Source organism: Brevibacterium sp. LE-L (genome assembly GCF_050214925.1).
GTDB lineage: Bacteria > Actinomycetota > Actinomycetes > Actinomycetales > Brevibacteriaceae > Brevibacterium.
In genome coordinates this window covers 3,080,953-3,105,868 of record NZ_CP189759.1, presented here as the reverse complement: position 1 = coordinate 3,105,868, position 24,916 = coordinate 3,080,953, and the positions used below count along the sequence as shown (strand labels likewise).

The 24,916-nt window shown below is 59.7% G+C and carries 19 protein-coding genes, 4 pseudogenes and 1 other annotated feature; of the genes and pseudogenes, 11 read left to right on the top strand and 12 right to left on the bottom strand.

Annotated elements, in window-relative coordinates:
• Positions 1–7: 7 nt before the first annotated feature.
• A protein-coding gene (locus tag ACQE2J_RS14075) for an IS3 family transposase (RefSeq protein WP_135542703.1) occupies positions 8–1,272 on the bottom strand; the annotation gives its coding sequence in 2 pieces (ribosomal slippage) (positions 8–981 and positions 981–1,272; 1,266 coding nt in all).
• Positions 857–988: a sequence feature (AL1L pseudoknot), on the bottom strand. (Overlaps the previous gene by 132 nt.)
• A gap of 53 nt (positions 1,273–1,325) precedes the next feature.
• On the opposite strand from ACQE2J_RS14075, the pseudogene ACQE2J_RS14070 reads away from it, so the two are divergent.
• From ACQE2J_RS14070 to ACQE2J_RS14055, 4 genes and pseudogenes are all read left to right on the top strand, one after another.
• A pseudogene (locus tag ACQE2J_RS14070) lies at positions 1,326–1,565 on the top strand (transposase); the annotation flags it as partial.
• A 496-nt stretch (positions 1,566–2,061) separates the two neighbouring features.
• Positions 2,062–2,652: a DUF5134 domain-containing protein gene (locus tag ACQE2J_RS14065; RefSeq protein WP_426936504.1), complete on the top strand. Its 591-nt coding sequence runs from the start codon at positions 2,062–2,064 to the stop codon at positions 2,650–2,652.
• Between the two features lie 43 nt (positions 2,653–2,695).
• A complete protein-coding gene (locus tag ACQE2J_RS14060) occupies positions 2,696–3,427 on the top strand; it encodes a YcnI family protein (protein WP_135542699.1) in 732 nt (243 codons plus the stop codon).
• Positions 3,424–5,136: a copper resistance CopC/CopD family protein gene (locus tag ACQE2J_RS14055; protein ID WP_135542697.1), complete on the top strand. Its 1,713-nt coding sequence runs from the start codon at positions 3,424–3,426 to the stop codon at positions 5,134–5,136. The genes ACQE2J_RS14060 and ACQE2J_RS14055 overlap by 4 nt, the downstream gene beginning before the upstream one ends.
• Positions 5,137–5,180: 44 nt before the next feature.
• Here the strand turns inward: ACQE2J_RS14055 and ACQE2J_RS14050 are convergent, their stop codons facing one another.
• Both ACQE2J_RS14050 and ACQE2J_RS14045 read right to left on the bottom strand, forming a co-directional pair.
• Positions 5,181–5,882: a M56 family metallopeptidase gene (locus ACQE2J_RS14050; RefSeq protein WP_346763102.1), complete on the bottom strand. Its 702-nt coding sequence runs from the start codon at positions 5,880–5,882 to the stop codon at positions 5,181–5,183.
• Positions 5,883–5,990: 108 nt separating this feature from the next.
• Complete coding sequence (locus ACQE2J_RS14045; RefSeq protein ID WP_135542707.1) at positions 5,991–6,374, bottom strand: BlaI/MecI/CopY family transcriptional regulator; 384 nt, start codon at positions 6,372–6,374, stop codon at positions 5,991–5,993.
• A gap of 222 nt (positions 6,375–6,596) precedes the next feature.
• Here ACQE2J_RS14045 and ACQE2J_RS14040 point away from each other — a divergent pair, with 222 nt between their 5' ends.
• Together ACQE2J_RS14040 and ACQE2J_RS14035 are read left to right on the top strand one after the other, a co-directional pair.
• Positions 6,597–8,639, top strand: a complete 2,043-nt coding sequence (locus tag ACQE2J_RS14040) for a cytochrome c oxidase assembly protein (protein WP_426936503.1) — start codon at positions 6,597–6,599, stop codon at positions 8,637–8,639.
• Complete coding sequence (locus tag ACQE2J_RS14035; protein WP_135542691.1) at positions 8,629–10,929, top strand: heavy metal translocating P-type ATPase; 2,301 nt, start codon at positions 8,629–8,631, stop codon at positions 10,927–10,929. The genes ACQE2J_RS14040 and ACQE2J_RS14035 overlap by 11 nt, the downstream gene beginning before the upstream one ends.
• A 203-nt stretch (positions 10,930–11,132) precedes the next feature.
• Here the strand turns inward: ACQE2J_RS14035 and ACQE2J_RS14030 are convergent, their stop codons facing one another.
• Together ACQE2J_RS14030 and ACQE2J_RS14025 are read right to left on the bottom strand one after the other, a co-directional pair.
• Complete coding sequence (locus ACQE2J_RS14030) at positions 11,133–11,600, bottom strand: DJ-1/PfpI family protein (RefSeq protein WP_240690148.1); 468 nt, start codon at positions 11,598–11,600, stop codon at positions 11,133–11,135.
• Between the two features lie 41 nt (positions 11,601–11,641).
• Positions 11,642–12,970: pseudogene (locus tag ACQE2J_RS14025) on the bottom strand (ISL3 family transposase).
• Between the two features lie 388 nt (positions 12,971–13,358).
• Here ACQE2J_RS14025 and ACQE2J_RS14020 point away from each other — a divergent pair.
• The gene (locus ACQE2J_RS14020; RefSeq protein WP_167854519.1) at positions 13,359–13,694 is read left to right on the top strand and encodes a transposase; all 336 of its coding nucleotides are present in this window, start codon (positions 13,359–13,361) and stop codon (positions 13,692–13,694) included.
• Positions 13,691–14,065, top strand: a complete 375-nt coding sequence (locus tag ACQE2J_RS14015; protein ID WP_426936502.1) for an IS3 family transposase — start codon at positions 13,691–13,693, stop codon at positions 14,063–14,065. Before ACQE2J_RS14020 ends, ACQE2J_RS14015 begins: the two co-directional genes overlap by 4 nt.
• A gap of 95 nt (positions 14,066–14,160) precedes the next feature.
• Here ACQE2J_RS14015 and ACQE2J_RS14010 read toward each other — a convergent pair whose 3' ends face one another.
• Positions 14,161–14,910: an ATP-binding protein gene (locus tag ACQE2J_RS14010; protein ID WP_101555552.1), complete on the bottom strand. Its 750-nt coding sequence runs from the start codon at positions 14,908–14,910 to the stop codon at positions 14,161–14,163.
• A complete protein-coding gene (istA, locus tag ACQE2J_RS14005) occupies positions 14,907–16,490 on the bottom strand; it encodes an IS21 family transposase (RefSeq protein WP_426936501.1) in 1,584 nt (527 codons plus the stop codon). Before istA ends, ACQE2J_RS14010 begins: the two co-directional genes overlap by 4 nt.
• Positions 16,491–16,652: 162 nt before the next feature.
• Here istA and ACQE2J_RS14000 point away from each other — a divergent pair.
• Positions 16,653–16,958 (top strand): annotated as a pseudogene (locus tag ACQE2J_RS14000) (transposase); the annotation flags it as partial.
• Between the two features lie 122 nt (positions 16,959–17,080).
• On the opposite strand, the gene ACQE2J_RS13995 reads toward ACQE2J_RS14000, so the two are convergent.
• The 5 genes from ACQE2J_RS13995 to nrdI form a co-directional block, all read right to left on the bottom strand.
• A complete protein-coding gene (locus tag ACQE2J_RS13995) occupies positions 17,081–18,499 on the bottom strand; it encodes an alanine--tRNA ligase-related protein (RefSeq protein ID WP_205683413.1) in 1,419 nt (472 codons plus the stop codon).
• A gap of 198 nt (positions 18,500–18,697) precedes the next feature.
• Positions 18,698–19,270, bottom strand: a complete 573-nt coding sequence (locus ACQE2J_RS13990) for an NADPH-dependent FMN reductase (protein WP_135542737.1) — start codon at positions 19,268–19,270, stop codon at positions 18,698–18,700.
• A 43-nt stretch (positions 19,271–19,313) separates the two neighbouring features.
• Positions 19,314–20,339 (bottom strand): class 1b ribonucleoside-diphosphate reductase subunit beta, encoded by a 1,026-nt coding sequence (gene nrdF, locus ACQE2J_RS13985; protein ID WP_135542735.1) that lies wholly within the window; start codon positions 20,337–20,339, stop codon positions 19,314–19,316.
• 30 nt (positions 20,340–20,369) lie between these two features.
• Positions 20,370–22,526, bottom strand: coding sequence for a class 1b ribonucleoside-diphosphate reductase subunit alpha (gene nrdE / locus ACQE2J_RS13980; RefSeq protein ID WP_135542733.1), 2,157 nt, complete (start codon positions 22,524–22,526; stop codon positions 20,370–20,372).
• Positions 22,523–22,963: a class Ib ribonucleoside-diphosphate reductase assembly flavoprotein NrdI gene (gene nrdI / locus ACQE2J_RS13975; RefSeq protein ID WP_426937522.1), complete on the bottom strand. Its 441-nt coding sequence runs from the start codon at positions 22,961–22,963 to the stop codon at positions 22,523–22,525. Before nrdI ends, nrdE begins: the two co-directional genes overlap by 4 nt.
• Before the next feature lie 589 nt (positions 22,964–23,552).
• Here nrdI and ACQE2J_RS13970 point away from each other — a divergent pair.
• Positions 23,553–24,476 (top strand): metal ABC transporter substrate-binding protein, encoded by a 924-nt coding sequence (locus ACQE2J_RS13970; protein ID WP_135542741.1) that lies wholly within the window; start codon positions 23,553–23,555, stop codon positions 24,474–24,476.
• Positions 24,473–24,859: pseudogene (locus tag ACQE2J_RS13965) on the top strand (metal ABC transporter ATP-binding protein); the annotation flags it as partial. The gene ACQE2J_RS13970 and the pseudogene ACQE2J_RS13965, both read left to right, overlap by 4 nt.
• Positions 24,860–24,916 lie beyond the last annotated feature (57 nt).

Below are 24,916 nucleotides of genomic sequence, written 5' to 3'. Positions count from 1 at the left end.
CCCGAGTTCAGTGGAGAGCTCTTGACGGTACGCCAGCCACCTCTGGCCGACTGATTTCAGTATAGTAGTGATCCTCGAACTGCACTGGAGCAAGGTCTTTACAGTACGAATGCGGGCGGGTGTTGTTATACCAATGCACCCACTCCAAAGTCGCGAATTCCACAGCATCGCGACCAGTCCACGGACCTTCGCGCCACACCACCTCTTTCTTAAATAGTTTGTTTAACGCTTCAGCTGCGGCATTATCATAAGAATCACCCGTCGAGCCGACCGAGGCTTCTATCCCGGCTTCACGTAGTCGCTCTGTGTAAGCAAGAGAAACATACTGGCTTCCCTTGTCTGAATGGTGAATTAGCTGATTGATATTACGGTTCTTTCGTCTCCTTTCCCATAAGGCGTGCTCCAGGGCATCCAGCGCCAAATCGGTCCGCAGCGTCGTATCGACTCGCCACCCGACAATCATGCGGGAAAACAAATCCATGACGAACGCGACATAGGCGAAACCACTCCACGTCGAAACATACGTAATGTCAGCGACCCAGCGGGTATCTGGAGCATCGGCGGTGAAGTCCCGGCACACAAGGTCGCTCGGGTACGAGGCGGTCTTGGACTGCCATGTCGTAGTCGCCGACCGGGCATTGCTCACCCCTGCCAGACCCAGGGCGCGCATGCGTCGTTCGACTGTGCACCTGGCGATCGGCTCGTCTGGATAGAGCCGGCGGAGCATGACCCACATTTTCCGTGCTCCGAATAATCCTCGATTCTTCGCATGCACTTTCTGAATCCGTTCATCCCACACGGCGTCAGTTTGTTTCCGTGCCGAGACCGGTCGAGACTTTCTGGCGTAATATGAACTCGCAGCGATCTGCACCCCGGTACCGGAAAGGACACGGCAGATCGGCTCGACTCCGAATTCGTCACGATTGTCATCGATGAAACCATCGATATCCGTCAGCGGCGGTCGAGCTCCGCCTGGGCAAAATACGCACTCGCTTTCCGCAAGATCTCATTCGCCCGGCGCAGTTCTCGGATTTCCTTTTCCAGATCTGTGATGCGTTGCTTGTCGTCAGTCGTCATTCCCGGCGTCTTTCCAGAATCAACATGATTGTGCTTCACCCAATTGCGGAGGGTGTTTTTGTTGATTCCGATCTGTTCACCGACCAGCCGACACGCGGTGCTCACGGCCAGGACCGGATCGTCGGTCAGCTTCTCGTTGACCATGCGCACGGCGCGGTCTCGGACTTCTGCAGGGTACTTACTTGGTGCGGGCATGTTCCTATCCTCTCGGTTGGATCAAGCCCTCCACCACACCCGGGGCGATCCAGAACAACCCGATCGAGCGGTTGAACCGAGAGATCAAACGTCGTGCTGATGTGGTCCAGATCTTTCCGAACCGGGAGTCGGTGACGAGGCTGATCGGGGCCGTGTTACAAGAGCAGCACGAGGAGTGGCAGTACGGTGAACGACGCTATTTGTCGGAGATCTCGATGCGCAAACTCATCACCGTGCTCAACGGAGATTCCAGCGCCGATCCTGTCGGGGTGGTGATGCCACTGACCGCGTGATCCGACGCTGGTCCCCACTGCTTACTACCAAGTCAAAGGAACTAGGAAAGAACACCACGAAAAGGGACTTGACCCTGTTCAGCGGGGCTGCTGAGGGTTTGGTCGGCTCCGAGACTCCGTCTTCCCGCGAACACCTTGTCAGTCTTTTATCTGTGGAACAGCTCCTGTCTGACCGGGAATAGTTGTCAGCGGAAGGGATAATGATCTCTTGCGGCTCCCAAACGCTTCTTCCGAGTCTTCGCTGTGGCCGAAACCATCACCTGGAACCCGTCGTGACACTGCACAACCACGAGTGAATAGTCGCTGGATCTCGAGGCCGTCGGTTGATGCCCATCGCAAGAGGCTCTTCCGATCGTCCACCTGACCCCGGTGTCTCTGGCGGTCACAGTGGTCCACGTCTGGATCGCCCCGTTATCTCTACACGATGTAGTTTGAGTGTTCGGGCGTTTGCCGTTAATGTGACTACTACGTGATGTAGATATAGGCAGGAGCGGCAGTGTTCGGTGATCCGGTAACGCAGTGGTGTTTCACCGTTGTGTTCCTCGTTCTCGGGCTCGACTCGACTATCCGAATGGTCATCGATCGCCGGCGTCCATTGCAGTCAGTCGGCCATGGTCTGCATCTTGCGATGTCAGTGGTCATGATGGCTATGGCTTGGCCGTGGTGGTCGGGTCTTCCCAGCGCTCCGCAGGTTGTGTTTTTCACCGTCGCTGCGGGATGGTTCGTGCTCATGCTCCTCGCACAGAGTTTGCGCCGGATGCCTCGCTGGTACGCGCATGGGCACAATCCCTGGCACCTGGTCATGCATGTAGTGATGATGCTGACCATGGTCTGGATGGTGGTATCTATGGCGGGTATGGGCCCATCGGCCCCGGGTCACGATCATTCGTCCCTGTCGTTGCCGATCGCGATCAGCGGGGTAGTCCTGACCGGGGGATTAATTGTCGCTGCGATGATCTGCCTCGTCGATTGCATGGAAAATCTGCGCGGCGATCGACGCAGCGGCGCGGAGGCGAGGGCATCCGGTGCCCAAACTCTCATGAACCTGGGCATGGCAGCGATGTGCCTGCCGATGCTTGTCGTATGAGCTCGCGCCAAAACAGGAGCGGGAAAACAAAAGGAGAAGAACAATGACGACAACCAACATGGACAAATCGATGCTCTCTCGAGTCAAACGGCCACTGGTGATGGGGGCGGCGGCAGCAGCTGGGGCTCTTGCACTCACCTTCAGCGGGGCAAGCGTAGCGAGTGCGCATGTGACGGTGGAGGCGGACACGACTGAGGCCGGCGCGTACTCGGTGCTGACGTTTAGTGTTCCGCATGGTTGCGATGGCTCGGCGACGGACAAGGTGGCCATCCAGGTGCCTGAGGGCATCGATGCGGTCACCCCCACTCGCAATCCCTACTATTCAGTGGACGTGAAGAACGAGAAGCTCGATACTCCGATCAAGGACAGCCACGGCAATGAAGTGAGCGAACGAACATCCGAAGTCGTCTACAAGGCCAAGACCCCTTTGCCTGATGACCAGCGTGACACCTTCGAACTCTCTCTCAAACTTCCTGACGACGCGGCGGGAAAGACACTGGACTTCCCCACAGTGCAAACTTGCGAGGAGGGTGAGACCGCGTGGGTTCAGACTCCCGCCGAGGGACAGGATGCAGATGAGCTCGAGGCGCCGGCTCCGCAGCTCACGGTCACCAAGCCCGGCGCTGATGACCCCGCCGGTGAGTCGGGGGTAGAGGCGGGTGCGGCAGGCAGCAGTGGTAGGCAGACTCCTCTGGTGATCACTTCTTTGGTCATCGGGTCGCTGGGACTGGTCGTCGCGATCATCGCTGTGGCCAGGGGTCGTAAGAAGGCATGAGTTCGAACGTTCACAGCAGCCGGCAGCGATCATGGGCAGTGCTTGTACGCGCATTGATCGCGTTCCTCTGTGGGGGTGTACTGGCCTTGTCGACGTCGGCCGACCCGGCGTCTGCCCATGCTGCTCTGCTTGAAACCTCGCCAGCTGAGGACGAGGTCCTGGACGCGGTGCCGGACTCGGCCGAACTGCGCTTTAACGAACCGGTCGAACTCATCGACGGTGCGATTCGTCTCTTTCCCAGCAGCGGCGACGTTCAGACTCTGGAGGCACAGACCCGTGATCACTCGGTCATTGTCGACCTTCCTCAGGAGCTGCCCGATGGCACCTATTCCCTTACGTATCGCATTGTGTCAGCTGATGGTCATCCCGTCGGCGGCGCGGTGACTTTCCACATCGGCGAGGAATCCGACTCGGCCCCGGCACCGACGACCCCCGATGCCGACTCCACACCAACGTCGACGGAAACGGCAGTCATTATTCTGACTGTGATGCAGTACCTCGGTCTGCTCACCTTTGCCGGATTGCTGTTCTTTGACGCGATGGTCCGCCGTTCACCCGCTCGCCCCGATCGCACGACCCGTCGGGTTGCCCGCTGGGGCATCGGCCTGGGTGTGATGGCATCGTTCCTGCTGATTCCCGTTTCGGCTCTGCGCATTACTGGTCAGGCTCTGACTTCGATTGTGGATCTGAGTTCATGGGTCTTAGGGATCCGGGTAGCACCGACGATCTTAGCGGCCGTTGTGTTGTTGGCCGGGTCCTTGGCACTGCTATTGTTCGGCCGACGCAGACGCTCAAGAGTCGCACCACGCGCGGCCGTCATCGTCGCAGCTGTCACAGTCGCCTCACCGGTGCTCGTTGGCCACTCCCAGACGATGGAACCCATCTGGCTCATGAGCGCCGCCGACATCGGGCATCTGCTTGCCGGATCCTTCTGGGTCGGAGGGGTTCTCGGACTGGTCCTGACTCTCAGGTCGATGAGCCCGCACCGGCCCGGGATCACCAGCGACGTTGATGCAGCGCTTGCGGTGGTGGAGCGGTTCTCTCGGTTCGCGCTCTATAGCGTGATCCTATTGGCCGCCAGTGGAACGCTCATGGCCGTCCTCATTTTCAGCGAGCCCAACAAGGTCATCACAACGGGCTACGGACGCACTCTGCTGATCAAACTCATCATTGTGGCAGCGATCATCACCGTGGCGGCCTGGAACCGAAAACGCATCCTGCCGTCCATCGCTACCGAACCACGATCGTATGAACGATGGGGGCATCTGTGTCAAACACTCAGTTACGAAGCCGCTCTGCTAATCGCGGTGATCTCGGTCACCGGGTTCCTCTCCAATTCCTCCCCAGATCATCAACATCAAGACCAGACTCAGCAAGAGTCGGTGGCCTCTGAAATCTCGTTCGGGGCTGAATCCCAGGGGCTTGTCATCGACGGGCAGGTGGATCCGGGGGCCACAGGAGCAAACACTTTCACATTCGATCTCACCTATAACGGTGAACCAGTCTCGAGCGATGACGTCGAGGTCTCTGCTCGACTGCCCGAGCAACAGCTTGGACCGTTGAGCACAACGCCCATGTTCGATTCGGAGACCGGTAAGTACACGGCTCAGCTGACTCTGCCGACGAGCGGCGACTGGGAGGTCCAGGTCAGTGCACGTGTCTCGAGATTCGAGCAGCCAATCGCCCTCGTTCCTGTCCGCATCAACTGACTTTTGGGCTGGTGGCCTGGGCTCTCCGGTTTTCGGGTTCGGACTCAGACCCTGACCGGTTCGGGGACGGTACGGTGGAATCTAGTTGGCCACCGCCGTAGCGTCATTCGTTCGGCACGCAGCTCCATCGAGGTGTCACCTGTCAGGTGGGAGTGGCGAACGAGAGCGTTGCCAAGATTTGCTGCACCAACTTGCTTTGCTGCAGCATCATCGGCAATCAACTCGATGAGCAGCTTCGTCGCTCGGCGCAATTCCGGCCCGGCGGAGAGGAACTGAGGCAGGCACGCAGCATTGATCTCAGCGATTCGTACTGCCCAGCCGTGCCTGTACCGAAGGTGAGCGCATTCATGGGCGATGACGGCACGCAGCTGAACTGTGGTGAGAGCTTCTTCCAAAGCAGTCGAGATCATGATCTCGTCCGGGCGCCCGGGAACGGCGAAAGCCAGGACTTCGGATGATTCGAATCGCACGAGAATGAACTGCCCTCGGTCTTCACGTGATTTTGCCACAGGAACAATCCTTCTGACTGTGTCACGGTGGGAGCTGATCAACGGTTCCGTGGAATCAGACACCAACGCAGCCACGGCCCCCACTATTGCGAGGCTCAACCACGAGATGAGGGTGAAAATGAGCTGCTGCGCTGGCGTCAACGCAGGCGAGGCCTCGAGGCCGATTGCTACGATCGCGATCACCGATCCCAGCGCCAAAGCACATCCAGTACCCACAGCAGACCACCATAGGGTCATCGCCAAACGGGGAAACCGAATCTGCCATGGGCTCAAAGCCAGGACAGAGGGCGTCGCAAAGAGCAGGAAACCTGCCCCGAGTACGCATCCGCACACCCACAGCACAGGCTATTTACGCTTTCGTGGTCGAGGACCGGCAATTGCGTTGCGCAACAGTTCAGCGTCCCTGGAGTCGAGGTTGCCTGCGAAACGCAACAGGGCTGATTCGCGATCGCTGGCCTCCTCGAGAGCGGAGAACATCGTCAGGCCCACATGCTCATCTTCTGAGTATGCTGCCCGGAAACGCACCTTCCGTTCCGAAACGACGATGCGAACTACCTGGGCCTTTTTCTCAAGTCGATCTAGTGCCGTCATTACCGTTGTATACGCCGGCGGATGGCCACTGGCCAGATGCTGGATTTCCTTGGCGCTGAGGCCCTCTGGGCGTGAGCGAAGGACCCGCATGACTTCTGCCTCGAGCTCGCCGGGACCCCGAGTCCGTTTTCCTACCATGAGCACCTCCACTCTAACTCTACAATATGTGGACCAACGGAGGCGCAGACTCGTTCGATACGGTCGTTGTGGTGGCAGGTGGCAAGGCCGCTCTTATGACACCATCGTGTCGTCAAGCGCTCCGTTGGATCCACGGCCAGGTACACGGATGGTGGAGTTGGTGCTTCCGGCAGTGGCACCTGAGATTCGCATTTCACATCATCTACTACAATGATACGTAGAATGAAGAAGCAGTCGCCACGGTCCCCTGCCGAAGCGGAGAAGGGCCACACAGCAATAAGAGCCACTCCTTTCGTGGTGGTGCCCGTGATCGTTGTCATCGCGACAACGGTCACGATTGCCACCGTGATCGGTGCGGGCACAGAATCATATACTTCGATCGCTCGTGAGTTTCCCGGCACTGCCGTCGTTGTGCTCGATGCGGTGTTGCGTTCGTTTCACGAAGTTTTCTCGGTCCTTTCACTCGGCTCGCTTGCCGCCGTGCTCATTTTCACCCCGCGAACCGCCCAATTGGGACGGACACGAACGACTGCCACCGCTCAGGCCCTGGTGCGGGCCTGCAGCGGGGTCTGGGCCACGGCGGTGCTCCTGCTCATTGTCGTCGACGGACTCAACACCACCGGGGTGTCTTTGACAGGCCTCGACAGCCCGGAACAATTGTGGTTTGCCTTGACCGGCACCTTCTACCCAGCGGCGTGGTTGATCGTCTTCGCAGCGGCGTTCACAGTCTTCTCGGTCTCCATCCTGTCGGAGTCCTGGGCTGCCTACGCTGTGAGCTTGTGGATAGGGATGATCGCGATCCTTGCCCCGGTCGTCATCTCACAGGTGCTCGTCGGACCGAACCATGACTTCGGAGAGGACGCGGCGATCATCCAAACACCCGTAGCGACAGTCGTCCTCGGGCTCCTGTTGGTCGGAGTGCTCCTCGACATAGGGCACCCGAGCGGAAGAATCATGCCGCAACTTTCATGCTCCCGACTCATGTGGGCCGGTCTGATCTCGATCGGGGGCACGGACGTCGTGATCTCGGTGTTCAAGCTCGCCGGCACCGCGTTGACCGACTCGATCACAGGTTGGCAGCTGACGACTCGCTGGATCGGCCTGCTCGTCGTTGCTCTGGGAATGTTGACAGCCTCCTCGACGCGCCCCCAGTGGGGTCGCCTCGGCGTCGTTGCCGGAGTCACGGTATGGGTGACAATGACAGCAGCCATGACCTTCATCCCTTCACCGAACTACTTCGCTCCCAACAGCATCGTCGCCGTCTTCCTCGGCTACACTCTCGACGCCGCCCCAGACCCGATAATCCTGCTCACACACTGGCGGATCAACTTGCTGCTGACCACCATTGCTGCCGTTGCGATGATCGGATACTGTCTCGGGGTGCGACGACTGCGACGTCGTGGCGATCACTGGCCGGTGTTACGGACGATCTGCTGGCTGATCGGTTGGTTGCTGACCATCGTGCTGATGGGGTCAGGGATCGGTAAATACTCTCCGGGTGACTTCGGTATCCACATGGTTGTGCATATGACGTTGAATATGCTCATCCCTTCCTTCCTCGTCGGAGCCGGACCGATCACGTTGTTGCTGCGAGCCTCCACTGGCACCGGTCCGCTCGGACACATGGTCCACGCCCGCGTGAATCAGGTGATCAATTCGCCTGGGCTGCGATTGCTGCTGCACCCCCTGTTCGTCTTCGTTGTCTACGTCGCCTCGTACTACGCCCTCTACCTCAGTCCGCTGTTCGGTGAGCTCATTCGCTATCACTGGGGGCACCAGCTGATGAACGTGCACTTCCTCATCGTCGGCTACATGTTCTTCTCGCTGGTCATCGGCGTCGATAAGCTCCCGTTCGAGCTTCCGCACATCGGCAGACTCGGCTATGTCATCGCTGCGATGCCCTTCCACGCCTTCTTCGGCATCGTGCTGATGATGACGAACACCCCTGTGGCCCAGAACTTCTATCGCACCCTCGACCTGCCCTGGCTCGATATCGCTGCCGAGCAGTACTTCGCCGGCGGCATCGCCTGGGCCGGGGGAGAGTTGCCTCTGTTGGGAGTGGTCATCGTCCTCGCCGTGCAGTGGACCCGACAGGACAAGCGGGATGCCAAGCGTTTCGATCGCCATGAGGACGCTGGCTTAAGCGATGAATTCGCGGCCTATAACGACATGCTGCGGCGGTTGGCAGAGCGAGACGGAGTCGCTGTTGCCGCGGATGCGACAAGCAGGTCTGAAAAGGAAGGGCTGAAATATAATGAGCAGTGACAGCGTGGTCCGACCGGAGGCCTCAAACCTACTCGAGCAGGTCGGCAATGGGATCGATATCGATATCACCGGGATGACATGCACAGCGTGTGCCCGCCGAGTCGAAAAATCGCTGAACACGATCGACGGCGCCACGGCATGGGTGAATTTCGCGACCGAACGGGCCCGAGTGACTGGACTCGATCATCCTGATGATGCACTGAAGGCGGTGAAAAAGGCCGGCTACGGTGCACAGATCCACAAGGCCGGCGACGACACATGGTCACAGCGAGCCGCCGAGGTGAGATTGAGTTCCCTTCGCTGGCGGCTCATCTTCGCCGCGATTCTCACCGTCCCGCTCATGGACGCCACCATCGCCCTGGCCTTGGTCGACACGTGGCGCTTCCCCGGTTGGGAGTGGGTCTGTATCGCCGTTGCCCTGCCGATTGTGACGTGGGCGGCGTGGCCGTTCCACCGGTCGGCGTGGAAGAACCTGCTGGGCCGGACAGCGAATATGGATACTCTCGTGTCCCTGGGCATCACTGCCGCATTCGGGTGGGCCGTAGTGACCGCGGCATTTGACTTCACCGGACCCGATGCGTGGTTGGGTTTCGGGCTCGTACCCGACGGTGCGGACGCTCTCTACCTCGATGTCGCCGCCGGAGTGACTACTTTCCAGCTGGCTGGCCGCTACTTCGAGACGCGATCGCGGCGGAAGGCCGGCGACCTGCTGGCCGCGCTCGGAGAACTCGCGCCGAAGACCGCTCGTGTCCGCGGTGACGACGGCGAATACGCTGAGACCCCTATTGAACTGGTCACACGCGGTGATGTCGTTCTCGTCCGTCCCGGCGAAACCGTACCTGTGGACGGAGCAGTCATCGACGGGCAGGCCGAACTCGATACGAGCAGCCTTACTGGCGAACCGGTGCCGACTCCTGTCGGGGCTGGGAGCCGGGCGGTTGGAGGGTCCTTTGCCACGAACGGGCAAATCCTCGTTGAGGCCGAGGCCGTCGGGGCCGATATGCAGCTGTCCCAGATTGCGACGATGGCGGAGAAAGCACAGTCGCAGAAGGCTTTGGTCGAAAGTCTGGTCGATCGCATCACTGCAGTATTCGTCCCCGTCGTACTCGTCTTAGCAGTCGGGACTCTGCTCGTCTGGTTGCTTCCACTCGGATACTCACCCTCACGGGCCATTGGTGTGGGCATCTCGGTGCTCATCATCGCCTGCCCCTGTGCACTCGGATTGGCGACGCCGACAGCGCTCATGGTCGGCATCGGCCGCGGTGCTCGTTTAGGCATCCTTGTCAAAGGTCATACAGCGCTTGAAGCCAGTGGAAACATCGACACGGTCATACTGGACAAAACTGGCACTGTGACCACCGGAACACTTGAAGTCGAGCAGACATGGTTCGCCGAGACCCACCGGCCAGACCTGCTGGACCGTATCGCCGCGCTTGAGTCCCGCTCGGAGCACCCAGTCGCCCGCGGCATCCTCGAATACGCCGACTCGGCAACCAATGCCACTGCTGCTGTGACAGTCGAACAGACGGAACCACCGATTGAAGTTAAGGATGTCCAGGTGTTGCCCGGCGTCGGCATCGAAGGCTTTGTTGGCGAGGCGACATTGTCAGTCATCAGCGCTGCTGCCGCCCTCGATCGACTGGAGCTCGATTCACAGCTCAGTGAATGGATCCGCGACCAAGAGGGAACGCAGCGCAGCGTCATCGTCATCATCGACGCTGGCACGCCGGTCGGGGCTCTGGCTTTACGCGACCAGGTCAAGTCTGACGCCGCCGCCAGTATCGAGCAGTTGCAGGCGCTTGGTCTGCGCACCGTCCTGCTCACCGGCGACAGTCGCGGACCGGCGGAGACAACAGCAGAGAGCATCGGTACCGATGAGGTTATTGCTGAGGTTATGCCGAATGATAAAGCAGACGTTGTGTCCGCATTGCAGGAGTCGGGCCACCGTGTGGCGATGGTCGGCGACGGGATCAACGATGCCTCAGCCTTGGCTGCGGCTGACCTTGGCATCGCTGTCGTCACCGGCTCGGACATCGCGATGAAGTCGGCCGATATCATTATCGTCCGTGACGATCTTGGGGCGATTGCCGAAGCGATCATGCTCTCCAGGAAGACCCTGCGTACGATCCGTGGGAACCTCGTCTGGGCGTTCGGTTACAACGTCTTAGCTATTCCGATCGCGATGTTCGGACTGCTGAACCCATTGATCTCGGCAGCGGCGATGGCAATGTCGTCGGTGTTCGTCGTCTACAACAGCCTGCGCCTGCAACGCGTGACACTGGAAGCCTGAGAGCCAGTCCGTGTGTCAGGCGACGAAGCCCCGACCAGATTCTGCTGCGAATGAACTGGTCTCGTTACCGAGACAGAACCCGACCCAGGTCTCGACTCCTGGATCCAAACTGAGATCCGGAGTGCTGCTTCTGCATCTCACCAGTCGAGTTTCGGGAAGAGAGAAGGGCGGTGCGCGACTTCGCCAGCCGCGCACCGCAGTCGTCAGTTTCCGAACCGGGCTAGCAAAGCGGTCACCGCATCCTTGCCTAACTGGTTAGCGGCCAAGGGACTGTCGCCGGTGAGCAGGTTGCGATCGCTGGTGGTCGTGCCTGCCATGTCGTCATTGATGATTTCGACGCCTTCTTTCTTCAGAGCCTCTCCCAGACGCCAGGGCATCTCACCGGGCAGGTAGCCGATGTCGAGGTTCGCTCCGAAGTCTAATGAGTCCGGGAAGGCGGTGATCTTGTGCCCCGAGAAGGGGTTGGAGTCGCGGCCGATGCTCCCGGCCAGGAGAGAGGCGGGGCCATGGCATAGGGTGATGATGAGTTTGTCGTTGTTCAGGAAGTGATCCAGTGCGGTCTGGACATCTTTGTCGAATGGGATGACGTTCATCGCGCCATGGCCACCTGGAATGAAGATGGCTGCGTATTCGTCCAGTCCACTTGAGATCACATTGGCCCTGAGTTGCACAGGTGACGAGCGTTTCGTGCCATTTGGAGGCTCTTCCGGTTTCAGAGTGCGTTGACCCGGGCCGATAGCTGCCCGGAGTGGAGCAGACAGCGCAGCACGTAGTGCTCGAAGTTCCTGAAGCCCAGACCAATGCCCCGCAGATGCTCGAGGCGTCCGTTGATCGCTTCGACCGGCCCATTCGACGCACCTCCACGGTCGAAGAACGCCAGCACCTGAGCCTGCTTCCGCCACAACGTCCTCCCCAGCTGAGCAAGCTCCTCAAGCCCTTTCGGCAGGCCTCTGCGCAGACTCTCGATCACTGCCTGCATGAGACGCCTGCCCGTCTTCCGATCGGGATGCTCGTACGCATCGATGACGTCCTGGTAGACCAGGTACGTCACTTCCAACGCGACGTGGTCATCATGCTCGGCCCACAACCGCTCCAGCCGGTCTGTTGCCCGCTTGTTCAGCAGGGATCGGCGGGTCAGCAGAGTCCGTCGCCCCCGGTACAGGAGATCCTTCTTCCGGCCACGATGTCCATGGATCTGTTGCTGCAAGCGTTGCCTGCAGGCAGTGAGCTTCTGCCCGGCCAGCTGCACGACGTGGAACGGGTCCATCACCGGCGTCGATTCCGGCAGCGACTCCATAGTCGCCGTGTGGTAGCCGGCGAACCCGTCCATCGTGACGACTTCGACTCCGGCACGGAATGCTGGGGAGCGCTCGTTCAGCCATGTGGTCACGACTCTGGCGGAGCGTCCAGCTTTCACATCCAGCAGACGTGCTCGACCGGTTCCGTCGATGAGCGGGGTCAGGTCGACGAAGATCGTCGCGAAAGAGTCTTCGCCTTGTCCGCGCACGTGTTTCTAGCAGTGCTCATCGATGCCCAGGACCCGGACGCCCGACAGATGGTCAGGATCTGCATAGACCAGCGACTTCGCCGCGTTGATGGCCAAGTGGTTGACGAGGTCCCAGCCGAGTCCGAGTGCCTTGCTGATCGCTTGGATGCTCATCTGATCGTGGATGAGGCGTTTGAGGATCCAGGTCGTGGCGCGTTTCGTGGTTTTCGCCCCGGGCTCGGCGGCTTCGAGTGGGTGCTGGAAGATCGAACGCCGGCACTGGGGGTGAACGCACTGATAGCGCGGCAGTCGTACGTGCAAACGGGTCGGGTGGCCGGTGATGGGAACGTCTGTCAGGTGACGGATGACGTGATCACGCAGTCGTCCTTCCGCCCCGCAGTCAGGGCAGAATCCCGCCGGTTCTCGTGGTGTGGCTTCGATGACGGTGACGTCGTCATCGGTGATGTGCGCGCCGGTGATGTGGATGCCGAGTTCGAGGGTGCGGCAGATGACATCGGCTACAGGACACGACTGGGCTGAGGAGGTAGATTGCATGGCAGGGCCTTGGGTGTGAGGGATCTTGGAGAATTTCCATCATCACCCAAGGCCCGCCTCTCATTCATCACCGACACACTGGGTGCAGAGACCCTGCTACGCACTCTGAAACCGGAAGAGCCGGCCGAACTCATCCGGAACAAGGGTGCCTGGAAAGGCATTGATGATGTCGAGCTCGCCGCGGCGGAGCGGGTGCACTGGTTCAACACGTACCGGCCTCACCGGAGCACTTGGTGTAGCGACTCCCTCTGCGTTCCGATCAGACTTTTTCAGTGCGCTGCCGCGGGCTGCGTAGCTCGTGCACGAGCCGATGGGGATGAACCCTGAGTGGTGGACACGCTGAGTCTGGCCCATAATGGGCCGGAGAATGCGAGTAGAAACCATGCCAATGAAGAAGTACTCCGATGAGTTCAAAGCCGACGCCGTCGCGCTGTACGAGACTCATCCCGATATGTCTTATTCCCAAGTCGCGGCCGATCTTGGCATCTCCCGTGGCGCGATCAAGTCGTGGGTGTTCCAAGCACGGAAGGAAGCCGGCAAGGTGTCCACGAGCTCGCCTGATCGGCCCGAGACACCCGAGGAAGAGCTGGCTCGCCTGCGGGTCGAGAACGATTCGTTGCGGGCCGATAAGCGGTCTCTGCGGTCGGATGTGGAGCGGCTGGAAGAAGAGCGAGCGATCCTGCGGAAAGCCACGAAATATTTCGCGGCAGAGACGACCTGGTGATCCGTTTCCAGTTCGTTGACGACCATCGAAACACCCATGAGGTGAAGCGGATGTGTTCCGTGCTGGGTATCCAGCGCTCAAGCTTTTACAAGTGGCGTGCCTCCCGGCCGGCACGGGCGGCCAGGCAGGCTGCTGATGATGCTCTGTGCGAGCGGATTGAGCACCACTTCGAATTCTGGGACCACACGTACGGGTACCGACGGATCACGGCCGAACTCGCCGATGACCCGCACGTGGACGAGCCGGTCAACCGTAAGCGGGTTGCCCGCCTGATGCGGAACAACGGCATGGTCGGTATCCACTTGCGTAAGCCGAAGACTACGACGATCTCGGACCCAGATGTGAGTATTCGGTGGTGTGAGCGCCACTGACTATTGTGGTTGAGCGCCACCCGATATTGCCTTTCAGCGCCACCGGGTCGTGGCGGTGAGCGCCAGGCCGTCACCCGACGCTCACCGACAATTGGTCACTGCGTGGCTGTACTGATGTGTTCGCGCATGTTCATCTCCCCAGTCGTGATCCAGATCGTGTTGTGAACGATACGATCCATGATCGCATCCGCGTGGACACCGGACCCGAGTCGTTGATGCCAGTCCTTCTTCGCATACTGGGTGCAGAACACCGTCGATGTCGTATCGTAACGACGTTCAAGGAGCTCGAGCAGCATCGAACGGACATCGTCATCGGGTTCGTCGAGCAACCATTCATCGATGACTAACAGCGTGAACGCCGAGTATTTGCGTAACCATTTCTCCCGACCGCCCGGCTTGTCCTGCGCAGTGGCCCACGATTCTTCAAGATCGGGCATGCGAATGTAGTAGGCACGGTAGCGATGCTGACAGGCCTGCTTCGCCAGCGCCGACCCCAGATACGACTTGCCAGACCCGGTGAACCCCTGGAACACAACGTTTTGCTGCCGGGTGATGAACGAGGCGGTTCCGAGTTGAGCGATGACGTCACGGTCGAGGCCGCGCTGGTCGATCAGCGCGATCCGACGCAGATCCGCATCGGGATATCGCAGTCCAGCCCGGCGGATGAGCCCCTCGACTTTCGCATGGGTGAACGCAGCATGAGCGTCATCGACAGCGAGCTGGATGCGCTCTTCGAATGGCATTCCCAGGGTGAGAGCGTCGTCTTGGGCATCGAGTGCGCTCAGCAGGCTTGTTGACCCCATTTCACGCAGTTTCCGTTTCGTTTCGTCATCGAGACGAGTCATCGTTGTCCTCCTGCGTAGTAGTCTGGCCCACGAACGAAACCGACCGTGGGCGTTGGTCCAGCAGCGGGCAGCCCGGACGGTTCAGGGCTTCGTCTGCGCTTGCTGGAAGGCGTGTCTTGCCCACTGTCGAGAATCGGCCGCAAATGCGCATACCGTGGTGATCGAATCCGACCCGATAACGCGATACCAGCGGCGGCTTCGACTCGTTTAGGAGAGAAGCGGCGCGACAGGCGCAGCACTGCCAGTGCCGCGTTCAGTCCCTGTTCCTCAACGGGCACGGACTCGAAGATCCGGTTGATCACCGTCGTCGTGTCTTGTCCGATACGAGCTGCCCATTCCCGCACGCGAGGCCCGTCCCATTGTTGATACCTCTCACCATGGGGCAGGTCGCCATCGTGTGTGTGATGGGTGTTGATGACTCCTGCCAGCGGAAGCAGGTGACTCGAAAGCCGCGTGTGCCCGTCGAAGATCTCGACTGTCGTTTCCGTGATCCGTAAGTCGACGCTGGAACCGACATGCGCATAGGGCACGGAGTAGAAGTTCTTCTCGAACACCACGTGCCCGTCTTTGCGGACTTTCCTCCCATAGATCCAGCGGCTGATCTCATAAGCAACCGCCGGCAACGGCCGCAGCAGGGGCCGTTCCTCGGCGTCGAAGACCGATGCCCGTGATCCAGGGCGTTTCTGAAACGGTTGGGCGTTGTAGGCCCGCATTCGTTCATAGATCGCCTCACGTAGCTGAGGCAGTGTTCGAAAGGTCTGTCCGCGCAGTGCCGCGATGACCTGGGTGGCGATATTGCCGACCGTGTTTTCAACACTGGCCTTGTCCTTGGGTTTCCTGACTCGGCCCGGCAGGACGGCTGCCGAATAGTGTGCAGCCAGCTCACGATAGGCATCATTGAGGATGATCTCTCCTTCCCGAGGATGGGAGATCACGCCGGTCTTGAGGTTGTCGGGCACGATCCGGGGCACGCTGCCGCCGAACCAGTCGAACATCGCTATATGCGCCCGCAGCCAGGTGTCCTGCTTCATATCCAGGGCCGGTTCAACAAACGCGTAGCGCGAGAACGGCAGGCAACCGACGAAGAGAAAGACTTTCGTGTGTGTCCCCGCGACCGGGTCGGTAAGCGTCATCGTTTTGCCCGACCAGTCGACTTCGACGCTTTGGCCGGCCTTGTGTCCGACTCGAGAGGCCAGGCCGGAAACGAGCACATGGTGCTGGTAGGTCTTGCAGAAGCGGTCATAGCCCATCGCCGGCGAGTCTGTGGTGGCGCAGGCGTCACGGTACTCGCTATGCAATAGTTTCAGCGTGACCCCGACGCGCGCGAGTTCGCGGTGGACTTCACTCCAATCAGGTTGGGCGTAGACACTCTCATGCTGGCCACGGCCAGGAAACAATCGAGCGTAGACATCGGCATCCGGCATCCCGGCTGCCTCGTCGTAGGACAGCCCCACGGCGTCAGCGGCAGCGATGACGGCGTCGACGGAATGTCTCGACATGCCCTGAGCGGCAATCTGGCGGCGAGAGAGTCCTTCAGATCGGAGGCGAAGCACCAACTTCGCTTTAATTTTGCGTACCATTCGTTTTGCTCCTTCTACCGCGTGAGTGGCCACGCGGTAGAAGGAGCCTAGAAACAGGTGGCGCTGAAGTCGAATATTCGGGGGCGCTCACGACGCCGGTCGACACCCAAGACAGGTGGCGCTCAAAGACGAGCGCAGTGGCGCCCAAGAAGCCGAATATTCAGCGACCATGGTCGTCAATATACGTCCTCGTCGTTTCAGGCGATGTGTCGTCGGTTCGGGGTGGTCCAGTCGATGGGCAGGGTCGGGTCGAGTGCTGATAATGCCCTGGCGGAGTCGGTCAACGCGGCGTTGAAGCGGGAGACGCTGCAAGGAGCGAAGCGGTGGGTCTCGGACCTCGAGTGTCGTCGTGAGGTGTTTCGGTGGTTGGTTCGATACAACTCGAGGCGGAGACATTCGAGTCTGGGTTATCGAGCACCGGTTGACTTCGAGGTCGATTACACATTTATGATGGGCATTGCCGCCTGATAGTACACATTGATGTGTCCACTTCCAGGGGTTCACGCCCGATGATTAGAGAACTCTCCATCAAACCTGGTGCTTGAGAGCCTAAAGTTTCGTCAATCGTTCAACCGCCAACCTGAGGTCAGTCATTGGACGGGGCCTTTGCGCGAAACGGTTGTTCGGGACCGAGCGCGCTGTTGCTGCATATATCGGTCAAAGGTGTCCCTCCATTGCGGACAGAGGCTGTAACCAGAATGGAGTACTTCCTCCACCGCGAGTTCGGTGGGGAACCCGAACGTGTCATACAAGGTGAAGATATCCTTCCCAGTCATCCCCGTTGGGCCTCGTCGGTGGAGTTCCTCCAAGCCCTTGCGAAGCGTGCGCAGGAACACGCGTTCTTCCTTCTCCAAAACCGTCATGATCGTCTTGTGCTGCGTGTCTAGTTCCGGATAATTGTCATTGTAGAGGACGGTGATTACCGAAACTGTGGTGGGCAGAAAGAGCTTTTGAATTCCGATTGCCTGCCCATACCGGATCGCCCGACGTACCAGTCGGCGCAGCACATACCCGCGTTCTTTGTTCGCCGGCCGCACCCCGGCCACGATCATGAACACTGCTGCACGCAGGTGGTCGGCAATCACACGCATGCCAACTGTCGCGTCCCGGTATGAGCGGCCGCTGAGCTTCTCCAAGTGTTCGATGATAGGGCGAAGGACACTGATTTGGAATATGTCCGGGTCGTCGTTCGCAGCCGCAGTGATCCTTTCCAAGCCGCCACCAAAGTCGACATTGCGGTGAGTCAGCTGGGTGAAGGTGCCGTCGGGTTGGCGTTGATATTGCATAAACACCTGGTTCCCGATCTCCATGAATCGACCACTTTCGCTAGCCGGATGTGGCAGACCATGGGTCGGGTCGTGGTGCTCAGGGCCGAAGTCGAAGAATACTTCACTGTCGGGCCCACAAGGGTCCCCAACCGGAGTGCCAGCCAGCCCCTTACCTCGGCTCCACCAGTTTTCCTCGTCGCCATAGAAGAAGATGCGTTCCCCGGGACTGATGCCACGGGCGTCCCCGTCGGATTGGGTCCCGATCACCGCGACCTGGGCTTCAATTCCGGCGTCGGCGAACACTTGCTTCCAGATCTGCGCCGCTTCCTCGTCACGTGGGACACGTGCCGAAACATCGCCGCCGAACACGGTGACATACAAACGGTGGGGATCCAACCCGACAATGCGGGTCAAGAAATCGAAGAACCAGCGGATCTGCTGCTCTTTGAAGTAGTCACCGAGGCTCCAATTCCCTAGCATTTCGAAGAACGAAGTGTGTCGATTGTCGCCGACTTCAACCATGTCCTGTGCCCGTACTGCTGGTTGGCAGTTCGCCAGCCGCAGACCCGAAGGGTGCGGCTCACCCAGTAGGTATGGCATTAACGGTTGCATGCCGCTGCCGGTAAACAAGGTGGTGCCATCTTCTTCCGCCACGAGGCCACTGCGTGGAATGACGGTATGACCGCGTCCCTGGTAGTAGTCAAGGAAAGCAGTGCGGATATGCTGTGCGCGCAAAGGCATAGGTGATCGCTTCCTGAAGTAGTTGAATAGGCAATTGCTCGGATCGAAAGGTTCTGCCCGCCGTGCGATCAAGTTCGGGACCGCCACTACCGGGACAGATCCGGCCCGAGGAGTGGCGAGGACTATCGACGGCCTCCTGGCTACAAAGGTCTTCAACGGCGGTGGGGAGTACCAGCTCGTCAGAGCCAGAATCTACCTTCACCCGCGCGGGTGGGCGTAAACGAGCTCGGTGAACCGTTGCACGTAGTTCTGGAGGAACTCCACAGTCGTCTCAGCAGCGATAGCCCCGTCCTCATCAAACAAGCTCGGCGACTGGCCGAGAAACACTTCCGGTTGGCCAGGGGTAGGCATGTCGAAGTAGGACAGGGCCAGGCGGAGGTTCTTCTGGGAGCTGTAGCCGCCCATGCGTCCGACGGAATGGCTGATGATCCCGGCCGGGAGGTTCTTCCACGCGACGTCGCTGTTGGGCTTGGAGCCGATGTCGATGGCGTTCTTCAGGCAGGCTGGGATAGTGCGGTTGTTCTCAGCGGTCACGAATAACACACCGTCGGAGGCTTTAATAGTCTCCCTGAAGTGCGTGTACGCCTCTGGGGTTGGTTTGTCGGAGACGTCGGGGTCGTCATAGTCGAAGTCGTAGAGCGGCAGGTCGCGGATTTCGACGATCTGCACGTTGTAGCCCTCGGGGAAGTATGTGATGGTCTCGTGGGCGATCTTGCGCGTGTAGGAGCCGCGGCGCAGGCTGCCGACGATCACGGAGATGTTCTTGGTCATGTGGTGCCTTTCGTTTGGGAACAGGTTGGTCGGTCGACGGGTCTCAGAAGTCCCAGTCGGCGTCGCTGGTGTCTTCGCCCTTCCCGATGACGTAGGAGGATCCGGACCCGGAGAAGAAGTCGTGGTTTTCATCAGCGCTCGGTGCCAGGGCGGCGAGGATTTCCGGATTGACTTCGGTCTCTCCCGGGCTGAAACGTGCAGGGTAGCCGAGGTTCATCAGTGCCTTGTTCGCGTTGTAGCGTACGAACACTGCCACGTCGTCCATCAGCCCCAGCGGCTCGTACAGTTCACCTGAGTAGGCGAGCTCTAGCTCGTAGAGGTCTTCAAGCAGCTCGTAGGTGAACTCGTGCATCTCGTTCTGCCGTTCAGATGCCTGATTCTCGATGCCGCGCTGATATTTGTAGCCGGAGTAGTAGCCGTGCACGGCCTTATCCCGCAGGATGAGGCGGATCATGTCTGCGGTGTTGGTCAGTGTGGCGTGCACGGAGAAATGCAATGGCAGGTAGAACCCTGCGTAGAGCAGCAGTGAGGACAGCAGAGTAGAGGAGACCTTCCGTTTGAGCGGGTCGTTGCCGTAGTAGTGTTTCAGTACCTTTTTGCACCGCTGCTGAAGCAGGTCGTTGTTTACGGCCCACCGGTAGGCGTCGTCGATCTCCGGAGTGCTCGTCAGGGTGGAGAACACCGAAGAGTAGGACCGGGCGTGCACCGACTGCATGAACGCGATGTTGGTGTAGACGGCCTCTTCGTGTTCGGTGCGAGCATCCTGGATCTGACAGATCTCGCCGACGGTGGCCTGCACCGTGTCAAGCATCGTCAGCCCCGTGAAGACCCGCATAGTGAGAGTTCGTTCCTTCTCGGTGAGCCGGCCCCAGGCGGGGATGTCGTTGGACAGCGGCACCTTCTCGGGCAGCCAGAAGTTCGCGGTGAGCCGGTTCCACACCTCGAGGTCCTTCTCGTCGCCGACGCGGTTCCAATTGATCGGTCGCAGCCGGGCCGCGGGGTCGTGGCGGTAGGCGGGCGGGGTCACCGAGGTCTCGGCGAGCGAGCGGGTGGGGTTAGTGGTCGTCATGCGGGTTCCTTAGGTATGGGCTGGATTGGGTCAGAGTGTGCAGGAGACGCAGTTCTCGATCTCGGTACCTTCGAGTGCTGGTTGGCGCAGTCGGATGTAGTAGAGGGTTTTGATGCCTTTGCGCCACGCGTAGATCTGCGCGCGGTTGATGTCGCGAGTCGTGGCAGTGTCGCGGAAGAACAGGGTGAGCGAGAGCCCCTGGTCGACGTGTCGGGTTGCTGCGGCGTAGGTGTCGATGATCTTCTCGTAGCCGATCTCGTAGGCGTCTTGATAGAAGCCGACGTTGTCATCACTCATGTGCGGGGCCGGGTAGTAGACGCGGCCGAGCTTGCCCTCCTTGCGGATCTCGATCTTCGCCGCGACCGGATGGATCGAAGCGGTCGCGTTGTTCACATACGAGATCGACCCGGTGGGCGGGACGGCCTGCAGGTAGGCGTTGTAGATGCCGTGCTGTTTCACCGACTCGCGCAGCCGTTCCCAGTCCTCGCGGGAAGGGATGGTCACGCCTGCGTCTGCGAATAGTTCGCGCACCCGCTGAGTGGCGGGTTGCCAGTCATGTTGGGTGTATTTGTCGAAGTAGGAGCCGTCGGCGTAGGTCGAGTCCTCGAATCCGGCGAAGGTCTGCCCGCGCTCAATCGCGATTTGATTCGATGCGCGGATCGCGTGATAGGTGATGGTAAGGAAGTAGATGTCAGTGAAGTCAATGCCTTCTTCGCTGCCGTAGTGGATGCGCTGGGAGGCGAGGTAGCCGTGCAGGTTCATCTGGCCCAGTCCGATTGCGTGGCTGGTCTCGTTCCCGTTCGCCACGGACGGGACGGCATCGACGTTAGTCTGGTCGGAGACACTGGTCAGTGCCCGCACCGCGGTCTCCACGGTCGACCCCAGGTTCGAGGAGTTCATGGCCTGAGCGATGTTGAGTGAGCCGAGGTTGCAGGAGATGTCTTGGCCGATTTCCTGGTACCCGATAGCGGAGTCGTAGGTCGAAGGCGTGTTGGTCTGCAGGATCTCGGAGCAGAGGTTGGACATGTTGATGTGACCTGCCAGCGGATTGGCACGGTTGACGGTGTCTTCGAAGAGCACATAGGGGTATCCGGACTCGAATTGGAGCTCAGCGAGGGTCTTGAAGAACTCCCGGGCGCTGACCGCGTTCTTTCGAATCCGCGGGTTCGCCACGAGCTCGTCATAGTGGTCGCTCACCGACAGGTCTGACAACGGCGTACCGTATTCGCGCTGCACGTCGTAGGGGCTGAAGAGGTGCATGTCCCGGTTCTCCTTGGCCAGTTGGAAGGTCACATCCGGGATGACTACGCCCAGGGAGAGGGTCTTGATGCGGATTTTCTCGTCGGCGTTCTCTCGCTTGGTGTCGAGGAAGCGCAGGATGTCGGGGTGGTGGGCATGCAGGTAGACCGCGCCTGCGCCCTGCCTCGCGCCAAGCTGATTGGCGTAGGAGAACGAGTCCTCGAGGATCTTCATCACCGGCACCACGCCGGAGGCCTGGTTCTCGATTCGTTTGATCGGAGCACCGACCTCACGCAGGTTCGACAGCAACAGCGCCACGCCCCCGCCACGCTTGGACAGCTGCAAGGCGGAGTTCACGCTGCGACCGATGGACTCTAAGTTGTCCTCCACCCGCAGCAGGAAGCAGGAGACCAGCTCTCCGCGCTGGGCCTTCCCCGCGTTGAGGAAAGTCGGCGTCGCAGGCTGGAAGCGACCGGAGAGCATCTCGTCGACCAGCCCGGTGGCCAGTTGCTCGTCGCCCTGACCGAGGTAGAGCGCGGTAGCGACCACCCGTTCTTCGAACCCTTCAAGATAGGTGGTGCCGTCGAAGGTTTTCAGAGCATACGAGGTGAAGAATTTGAAGGCTCCCAAGAAAGTGGCGAACTGGTGCCCCACGGAATGGGCGCGCTCGTGCAGTGCGCATAGAAATTCCGGGGTGTAGGCTGCCAGGAATTCGGACTCGTAGTAATCGTGGTCCACTAGCCACTCCAGGCGCTCGGCCGCCGAGGAGAAGACCTTGGTGTTCGGGACCACATGCTGGCGGAGGTACTCGGCGGCGGCCTGACGGTCCTTGTCGAACTGGATCGAGCCGTCGGAGGCGAACAGGTTCAGTTCGGCATTGAGCGCGTGGTAGTCCTTCCGCGCTCCGATGCCGGTGCGCACGGGAACCTCTGAGGCGATGGTGGTCATGCGGTTGTCCTCTCGTTGTTGACCTGGTCCCAGAAGCGGGACAGGCCGGTGTTGACGGTGTCGATGTCGCGCTGGGTTCCCAGCAGCTCGAAGCGGTAGAGCTCCGGCACGCGGCACTTGCGCGCGATGATGGGCCCGGCCAGGCAGTAATGCTCGCCGAAGTTCGTGTTCCCCGCGGTGATCACCCCGCGCAGCAGAGCGCGGTTGGCCGGGTCGTTCAGGAAGGCGATCACCTGCTTCGGAACCGCACCCGCCTGTTCCCCGCCGCCGTAGGTCGGCACGACCAAGACGAAGGGGCATGCCACCCGAATCATGCCCTCCAAGCGTGGGCGCAACGGTATGCGTACGGCAGGACGGTCGAGCTTATCGACGAATCGACGGGTGTTCTCCGAGACGCTGGAGAAATACACCAGGTCCGGCGATTCACCCTCGTGCAGCTCTCGGATCGGATAGGTCGTCTGTGGCCGCGGTCCATGCACCACTACAGCCCTCCTAGAACTAGAAACTCTTTTTGCCAAGCCTTCTGCGCGTACCTCAGTTGAGGCTTCTGAGGTTTCCCTGCCGTGCTTTTCGTAATTCGGTACACCGATACTATAGATTCGGCGTACCAAACTTCAAGCGCGACTCAGTGTCCGGTGCCCCAACCGAAAGGATTGATGATGAACGAGAGTGCACAACCGCAGGGCACCTGGATCGAAGCGATCACCGTGTTCGAGGAACTTCGCGCTGGCAACACCGATGGCGCTCTTGAAGTAGTGAGAACGTGCTCAGACGTCGAGCGGATGCTCGGATACCTCTTTCGTCTGACGTCCCTGTTTCTCAGGAGCGCACGCTCGGAGGACATCGACCACTTCATAGAAGCCGCACACCGGGCGGAACATCCACCTACTCTCAGGTATCGATGAACGGGGCCGCCGGCGCCGGTTGCGATACTGCGCGATTTGAAGTCCGTCATATAAACGCTGAAAGCCCACTCTGTCGCAGTCTGAGCTTTTGAGAACATGAATCGAGAAATGAGTGATGGGAATGCAAATCAATTTGAAGTCGAAACTCGCTCTGATCTCTGCCTCGGCGCTAGCCCTGACAAGTTGCGGTGCTGGGAACGCGGAGTCGTCGTCGACCGAAGGTAAGCCTCAGGTGTTGACGACGTTCACCGTCCTTGCCGATATTGCCGACAACGTAGCCGGCGAACACCTGGAGGTGGAATCGATCACCAAAGTCGGTGCCGAGATCCATGGATATGAACCCACTCCCAAGGATGTGGCCAAGGCGTCAGAAGCCGACTTGATTCTTGACAATGGGCTGAATCTGGAGGCATGGTTCGAGCAATTCGTCGAACAGACCGACGCCCCGCATGAAGTCGTTTCCGAGGGTGTCGAACCAATCGACATTTCCGAGGACGCCTATGCGGGCAAGCCGAATCCCCACGCATGGATGAGCCCTGTCAACGTCCAAATCTATGTCGACAACATGGTCGATGCTTTCAGCGAGCTGGATCCAGATCACGCCGCCGACTTTCAGTCCAATGGAGAGTCGTACAAAGACGAACTTCAAACCGTTCAGGATGACCTTGTCGGTGAGCTGTCGACACTGCCAGACAAAGAACGAGCCCTCGTCACGTGTGAGGGCGCTTTCTCCTACCTCGCCCGGGACGCGGATCTCGACGAGCGCTACATCTGGCCTGTGAATGCGGAGCAGGAGGCAACCCCGCAGCAGATTTCCTCCACTATCGAGTTCGTCAAGGACAATGACGTTCCCGCAGTATTCTGTGAGTCCACCGTCTCGGACAAACCAATGCGACAAGTCGTTGACGCCACCGGCGCGGAGTTTGGCGGGACACTGTATGTCGACTCGCTTTCAGAAGCGGACGGACCTGTGCCAACATACCTTGAGCTCATTAAGCACGACGCTGACACCATCACTGAAGCTCTGACGGGTGGGAACAAGTGACTTCAGCAATCCGTGCTGACGGTGTCACAGTGCAATACGGCGACGTCAGGGCACTGGAGGATGTCAGTCTCGGAGTGGAGTTCGGTTCCGTGACAGGTCTGATCGGAATGAACGGGTCGGGGAAGTCCACTCTGTTCAAAACGATCATGGGACTGACCCGCCCGGTTCAAGGCACCGTATCGATCAACGGCAGGACACCGACGCAAGCACGCAAAGAAGGCTTGCTGGGATACGTGCCACAAAGTGAGGATGTTGACTGGACGTTCCCCGTCAGCGTCCGCGATGTCGTCATGATGGGCCGCTACGCGCATCAAGGATTCACTCGAAAGCCCACGTCGGCGGATCGTCAAGTGGTCGAACAGGCACTAGAACGCGTCGGGCTCCAGATGGGGTGTCATGATTTGAGTAGACAGCAGAACCCGATGAAAGGAAACTGCTGC